This window comes from Mesorhizobium sp. P2_D1, from assembly GCF_056404455.1.
Genome location: NZ_JBFUDZ010000105.1, coordinates 1 through 5,382 on the forward strand (window position 1 = coordinate 1; position 5,382 = coordinate 5,382).

General features: G+C 60.7%; 7 protein-coding genes. 5 read left to right on the plus strand and 2 right to left on the minus strand.

Annotation, left to right across the window (positions count from 1 at the left end; translation table 11 throughout):
- Positions 1-11 precede the first annotated feature (11 nt).
- From ctaD to AC1D0I_RS31985, 5 genes are read left to right on the plus strand one after another with little or no spacing between them, the layout of a single operon-like run.
- A complete protein-coding gene (gene ctaD, locus AC1D0I_RS31965) occupies positions 12-1,781 on the plus strand; it encodes a cytochrome c oxidase subunit I (protein WP_477400109.1) in 1,770 nt (589 codons plus the stop codon).
- The gene (locus AC1D0I_RS31970) at positions 1,778-2,482 is read left to right on the plus strand and encodes a cytochrome c oxidase subunit 3 (RefSeq protein ID WP_477400107.1); all 705 of its coding nucleotides are present in this window, start codon (positions 1,778-1,780) and stop codon (positions 2,480-2,482) included. The genes ctaD and AC1D0I_RS31970 overlap by 4 nt, the downstream gene beginning before the upstream one ends.
- Before the next feature lie 13 nt (positions 2,483-2,495).
- Entirely contained in the window at positions 2,496-3,215 is a 720-nt protein-coding gene (locus tag AC1D0I_RS31975) for a heme-copper oxidase subunit III family protein (RefSeq protein ID WP_111547360.1), read from the plus strand.
- A gap of 9 nt (positions 3,216-3,224) precedes the next feature.
- Positions 3,225-3,626, plus strand: coding sequence for a cytochrome C oxidase subunit IV family protein (locus AC1D0I_RS31980; protein WP_477227394.1), 402 nt, complete (start codon positions 3,225-3,227; stop codon positions 3,624-3,626).
- Between the two features lie 42 nt (positions 3,627-3,668).
- A complete protein-coding gene (locus AC1D0I_RS31985; RefSeq protein ID WP_477400108.1) occupies positions 3,669-4,142 on the plus strand; it encodes an aminoacyl-tRNA deacylase in 474 nt (157 codons plus the stop codon).
- A gap of 54 nt (positions 4,143-4,196) precedes the next feature.
- On the opposite strand, the gene AC1D0I_RS31990 is transcribed toward AC1D0I_RS31985, so the two are convergent.
- Positions 4,197-5,009 carry a DUF2189 domain-containing protein gene (locus AC1D0I_RS31990; RefSeq protein ID WP_457155255.1) on the minus strand — a complete coding sequence of 271 codons (813 nt, stop codon included), beginning with the start codon at positions 5,007-5,009 and terminating at the stop codon, positions 4,197-4,199.
- Between the two features lie 222 nt (positions 5,010-5,231).
- Positions 5,232-5,382, minus strand: a 151-nt coding sequence (locus AC1D0I_RS31995; protein WP_477400110.1) for a GDCCVxC domain-containing (seleno)protein, incomplete at its 5' end; no start/stop codon positions are given.

Here is a 5,382-nt window from a genome sequence, read left to right on the forward strand (position 1 = left end):
GAGGTGTTCCTATGGTCGACATCACGCCTGCAGATGGCATCCCGCCGGCCGAAGTCGCGGAGGTGGAACTCTACCATCCGCACAGTTGGTGGACGAAATACGTCTTCTCGCAGGACGCCAAGGTCATCGCCATCCAGTATTCCGCGACAGCGACGGGAATAGGCCTGGTCGCCCTGGTGCTGTCCTGGCTGATGCGGCTGCAGCTCGGCTTCCCCGGTACGTTCGACTTCATCACTCCGGAAGCCTACTACCAGTTCATCACCATGCACGGCATGATCATGGTGATCTACCTGCTCACCGCCCTCTTCCTCGGCGGCTTTGGCAACTATCTGATCCCATTGATGGTCGGCGCGCGTGACATGGTCTTTCCCTATGTCAACATGCTGAGCTACTGGATCTACCTGCTCGCCGTGCTGGTTCTGGTGTCGAGCTTCTTTGCGCCAGGCGGACCGACCGGGGCGGGCTGGACGCTCTATCCGCCGCAAGCCATCATGAGCGGCACACCAGGCGGCCAGGACTGGGGCATCATCCTGATGCTGTCCTCGCTGATCCTGTTCATCATCGGCTTCACGATGGGCGGCCTGAACTATGTGGTGACCGTGCTGCAGGGCCGCACGCGCGGCATGACAATGATGCGCCTGCCGCTGACCGTCTGGGGCATCTTCACCGCGACCGTCATGGCCCTGCTCGCCTTTCCGGCGCTGTTCGTCGCCTGTGTGATGATGCTGCTTGACCGCGCCCTCGGCACCAGCTTCTTCATGCCGGCGATCTCCGAGATGGGCGAGCAACTGCAGCACAATGGCGGCAGCCCGATCCTGTTCCAGCACCTGTTCTGGTTCTTCGGCCATCCCGAGGTCTACATCGTGGCGCTGCCGGCGTTCGGCATCGTATCCGACCTGATCAGCACCCATGCACGCAAGAACATCTTCGGCTACCGGATGATGGTCTGGGCCATCGTCGGCATTGGCGCGCTGAGCTTCGTGGTCTGGGCGCACCACATGTATGTCAGCGGCATGGACCCCTATTTTGGCTTCTTCTTCGCCACTACGACGCTGATCATCGCCGTTCCGACCGCCATCAAGGTCTACAATTGGGTGCTGACCCTGTGGAGGGGCGACATCCATCTCACCATACCCATGCTCTTTGCCCTGGCGTTCATCGTCACCTTTGTAAACGGCGGACTGACCGGGTTGTTTCTCGGCAATGTGGTCGTCGATGTTCCGCTGTCCGACACGATGTTCGTCGTCGCCCATTTCCATATGGTCATGGGTGTCGCCCCGATCCTCGTGGTTTTTGGCGCGATCTACCATTGGTACCCGAAGGTCACCGGCCGGATGCTCGACGAGATGTTGGGCCGGTTCCATTTCTGGGTCACGTTCCTCGGCGCCTACCTGATTTTCTTCCCCATGCACTACCTCGGCCTGATGGGTGTGCCGCGCCGCTACGCTGAACTGACCGATATGACCATCATGACGGAGTCGGCCCACCACCTGAACTCGTTCATCAGCATCATGGCCTTCATCGTCGGCTTTGCCCAAATGGTGTTCCTGTTCAATCTGATCTGGAGCATCCGCCATGGCCGCGAGGCCGGCGGCAATCCGTGGCGGGCCACGACCCTCGAATGGCAGACGCCGCATACACCGCCGACGCACGGCAATTTCGGCAAGGACCTGCCGATCGTCTATCGCTGGCCCTATGATTACAGCGTACCGGGCGCCAAGGAGGATTTCATCCCGCAGAACATGCCGGGTACCTTCGGCCCCTCGAGGGAGCCGGCATGAGCGTCATCCTGGTCTTCCTGCTCGTCATTGCCGGGTTTGCCGGATGGTGGCTTTCGCACCAGCGGCTGACGACCAAGCCATGGCTCGAACAAGGTCTGGCCGGCGATTTTGTCGGCCTCGACCGGTCGGCGCTGCCCACCGCCAAGATCGGCCTCGGCGTCTTCCTCGCCGTCGTCGGCTGCCTGTTCTCGCTGTTCACCAGCGCCTACTTCATGCGCATGGGCCTGTCGGACTGGCGGCCTCTGCCGCTGCCGCGCCTGCTCTGGCTGAACACGGGCGTGCTGGTCCTGAGCAGCATCGCGCTGCAATGTGCCGTGGTGGCGGCACGCAACGGTCAGGTCGACATGGTCAGGCTTGGCCTTGCCACGGCCGGGCTCACGGCGCTTGCCTTCCTGATCGGGCAGCTCATGGCATGGCGGCAGATGACCGACGATGGCTATCTGCTGAGCTCCAATCCGGCCAACAGCTTTTTCTACCTGATCACCGGCATGCATGGCCTGCACATACTGGGCGGGCTGGTGGGCCTAAGCAGAACAACCGTCAGCGCATGGAACGGAGCACGACCCGAGCGGCTTCGCCTCGGCGTCGAACTGTGCGCCATGTACTGGCATTTCCTGCTCTTCGTCTGGCTCGCCATCTTTGCCCTGCTGGCCGGCTGGGCCGCTACGTTCATCGACATTTGCCGACAGTTGCTGACCTGAAGGGATCAAGCGGATGGCAGAGACACTGACGCATATCGGCAAGACGGAGCCACGGCCCTCGGGCTGGCAAGGCATTGCCGCCGACTGGTCCTCGGATCAGCGTGCGTTCAAGAACGTGTCCTGGGGCAAGGCCATGATGTGGATCTTCCTGCTCAGCGACACCTTCATCTTCGGCTGCTTCCTGCTCTCCTACATGACCGCGCGTATGTCGACACGCGTGCCGTGGCCCAATCCGAGCGAGGTCTTTGCGCTTCGCATCGGCGGCTCGGATATCCCGCTGATCCTGATTGCCATCATGACCTTCGTGCTGATCTCAAGCAGCGGAACGATGGCCATGGCGGTCAATTTCGGCTATCGCCGCGACCGCCGCAAGACGGCAATCCTCATGCTTCTGACCGCGGCGCTCGGCGCGACCTTTGTCGGCATGCAGGCCTTCGAATGGACCAAGCTGATCACTGAAGGGGTGCGGCCCTGGGGCAATCCCTGGGGCGCTGCACAATTCGGTTCGTCTTTCTTCATGATCACCGGTTTCCACGGCACTCATGTGACGATTGGGGTGATCTTCTTGATCATCGTGGCGCGAAAGGTCTGGCGCGGCGATTTCGACACCGGACGGCGTGGTTTCTTCACCAGCCGCACGGGCCGCTATGAGAACGTCGAGATCATGGGGCTGTACTGGCACTTCGTCGACCTGGTCTGGGTGTTCATCTTCGCATTCTTCTATCTTTGGTGAGAGGCAGACATGGCAGAAGCAACCGCAAACGGCCTCGGACAACACGCGCTACATGCTGGTCATGCACATGAGGCGCCAGCGGCCGTCGCCCACGCCGACGAGCATCAGGAACATCCTATCAAGCTCTATCTGGTGGTCTGGGCTTGGCTGTTCATCCTCAGCACCTGCTCCTACCTGGTCGATTATTTCGGCCTGCAAGGCTATCTCAGATGGTCGCTGATCCTGATCTTCATGATCCTCAAGGCAGGGCTGATCGTCGCCGTATTCATGCACATGGCCTGGGAACGGCTGGCGCTGGCCTATGCGATCATCCTGCCGCCGATACTGGTGCTGGTGTTCACGACAATGATGGTCTTCGAAGCCGACTACACCCTTTTCACCAGGCTGGCGTTTTTCGGATCCGGGCACTGACGCGCAAACCCGTGCGTCGCGAACTCCGGCAAGGAGGCCAAGATGACGATCGCAAACAGGCTGAAGGACTTCATCGACGGCAAGGGTATTTCCTACGACACCGTCGCTCATCATCGCACGTCAACAAGCCGGCAGTCGGCAATAGCCGCGCATGTCCCCGGCAGCATCATGGCGAAATCCGTGGTCGTTCACCACGAGCTTGGCTACACGCTGGCCGTGGTTCCAAGCACCCACAGGATCGAACTTGGCAGGTTGCAGGACGTCATGGACAAACGTCTCGGACTCGCCTCCGAAGACGAGGTGATTTCGCTCTTCGGCGATTGCGACATCGGCGCCATCCCGCCGATCGGCGCAGCCTATGATGTGCCAGTGATTGTCGATGAAAGCCTTGGCGATGCCGCCGATATCTACTTCGAAGGCGGCGACCACAGAACGCTGGTGCATGTCAGCGGCAAGGATTTCCGCAGCCTGACCATGGGCGCATACCAGGCCAGCTTCAGTCACCCGGCTTACTGACGGCCTCGATCGAACTGCACCGGCACCCAGCCGGTGCAGTCAGGCAGAACCTCCTCAACTCGCCGGTCTGGCGGGCGACTCCACGACCTTGCGGTAGACATGCCAGGTGGCGTGACCGAGGATCGGCAACACGACGGCCAGTCCGGCGAACACCGGCAGCGAGCCGATGATCAGGGCAACGGCGACGATCAGTCCCCAGACAGCCATGGTGATCGGGTTCGCCAGCACCGCACGCACCGAGGTGTGGATGGCTTCGTAGGCGCCGACGTCGCGGTCGAGCAACAATGGGAAGGCGACGACCGTTGTGCACAACACCACCACTGCGAAGACGAAGCCGATGACGTGCCCAAGGATGATCAGCGTCCAGCCGCGGCCGGTGGCAAATATTTCATTGATGAAGCCGGATATCGATTCTGGCGGCGCCGGGCCGAAAAGATATTGGTAGAACATCTGCGCCGTCAAAAGCCAGGCGATGAAGATTGCAAACAGCATGATCCCGACCGCTGCGATGGCCGGCAGCGCCGGAGAATTCCTGACCTCGAAAGCGTGTCTCCAGGAGGTGTCGAGACCGACTTCCCGCCTGCGGCTGATTTCATAGAGGCCGATCGCCGCGAAGGGGCCAATCAGCGCGAAACCGGAGACCAGCGGAAACAACAAAGGCAACGCATTGGCGCCCGAAGTCCAGGCGGCGAGCACGACACCCACGAGCGGATAGATCAGGCAGAGAAAAACGATGTGCGACGGTTTGACCATGAAATCGTCGACGCCCCGTTTGAGCGCGTCGAAAAGGTCGGAAACACCGATTTTTCGAATTTTGGTATGTTCCAGCGTCTCGCTGGCGCCTGCGATCACATGAAAGCTTGCCATGACCATTCCCTCCAGACCAGGTCCGGTAAGGTCGCGGTTTAGCGGTGCTGTCGTTCTGCGAGACTGGCCACGCAAAACCGCGACCTGCACCGGAATCAACATACTCTCTTGCCAGGGACTTGTCGCCCTTTGTCAGAAGGGCTCCGGCGGGTAGCGTCTCAGTTTGATGTCGTCGGCCTCCTCGCCGGCGGCGATGCGCATAACGTGGACGACGTTGCCCGATCACATCGGCGGGCGCTTCTGGCCTTCAGTGCGGTTGGCTTGGCCATCCTCCTGAAGCGGCGGGCATGGCAGATCGGCATATGAGCAGAAAACGCAGCAATCACCCGCTAAGGGCTTTAAGATTACGCCGCAGTTCTTGCATTCGTAGAAG

What these genes read in the sequence shown, in the direction of transcription:
- ctaD (WP_477400109.1), top strand. Translation starts at nt 12, where the DNA reads ATGGTCGACATCACGCCTGCAGATGGCATCCCGCCGGCCGAAGTCGCG.
- AC1D0I_RS31975 (WP_111547360.1), top strand. Translation starts at nt 2,496, where the DNA reads ATGGCAGAGACACTGACGCATATCGGCAAGACGGAGCCACGGCCCTCG.
- AC1D0I_RS31980 (WP_477227394.1), top strand. Translation starts at nt 3,225, where the DNA reads ATGGCAGAAGCAACCGCAAACGGCCTCGGACAACACGCGCTACATGCT.
- AC1D0I_RS31970 (WP_477400107.1), top strand. Translation starts at nt 1,778, where the DNA reads ATGAGCGTCATCCTGGTCTTCCTGCTCGTCATTGCCGGGTTTGCCGGA.
- AC1D0I_RS31985 (WP_477400108.1), top strand. Translation starts at nt 3,669, where the DNA reads ATGACGATCGCAAACAGGCTGAAGGACTTCATCGACGGCAAGGGTATT.
- AC1D0I_RS31990 (WP_457155255.1), bottom strand. Translation starts at nt 5,009, where the DNA reads ATGGCAAGCTTTCATGTGATCGCAGGCGCCAGCGAGACGCTGGAACAT.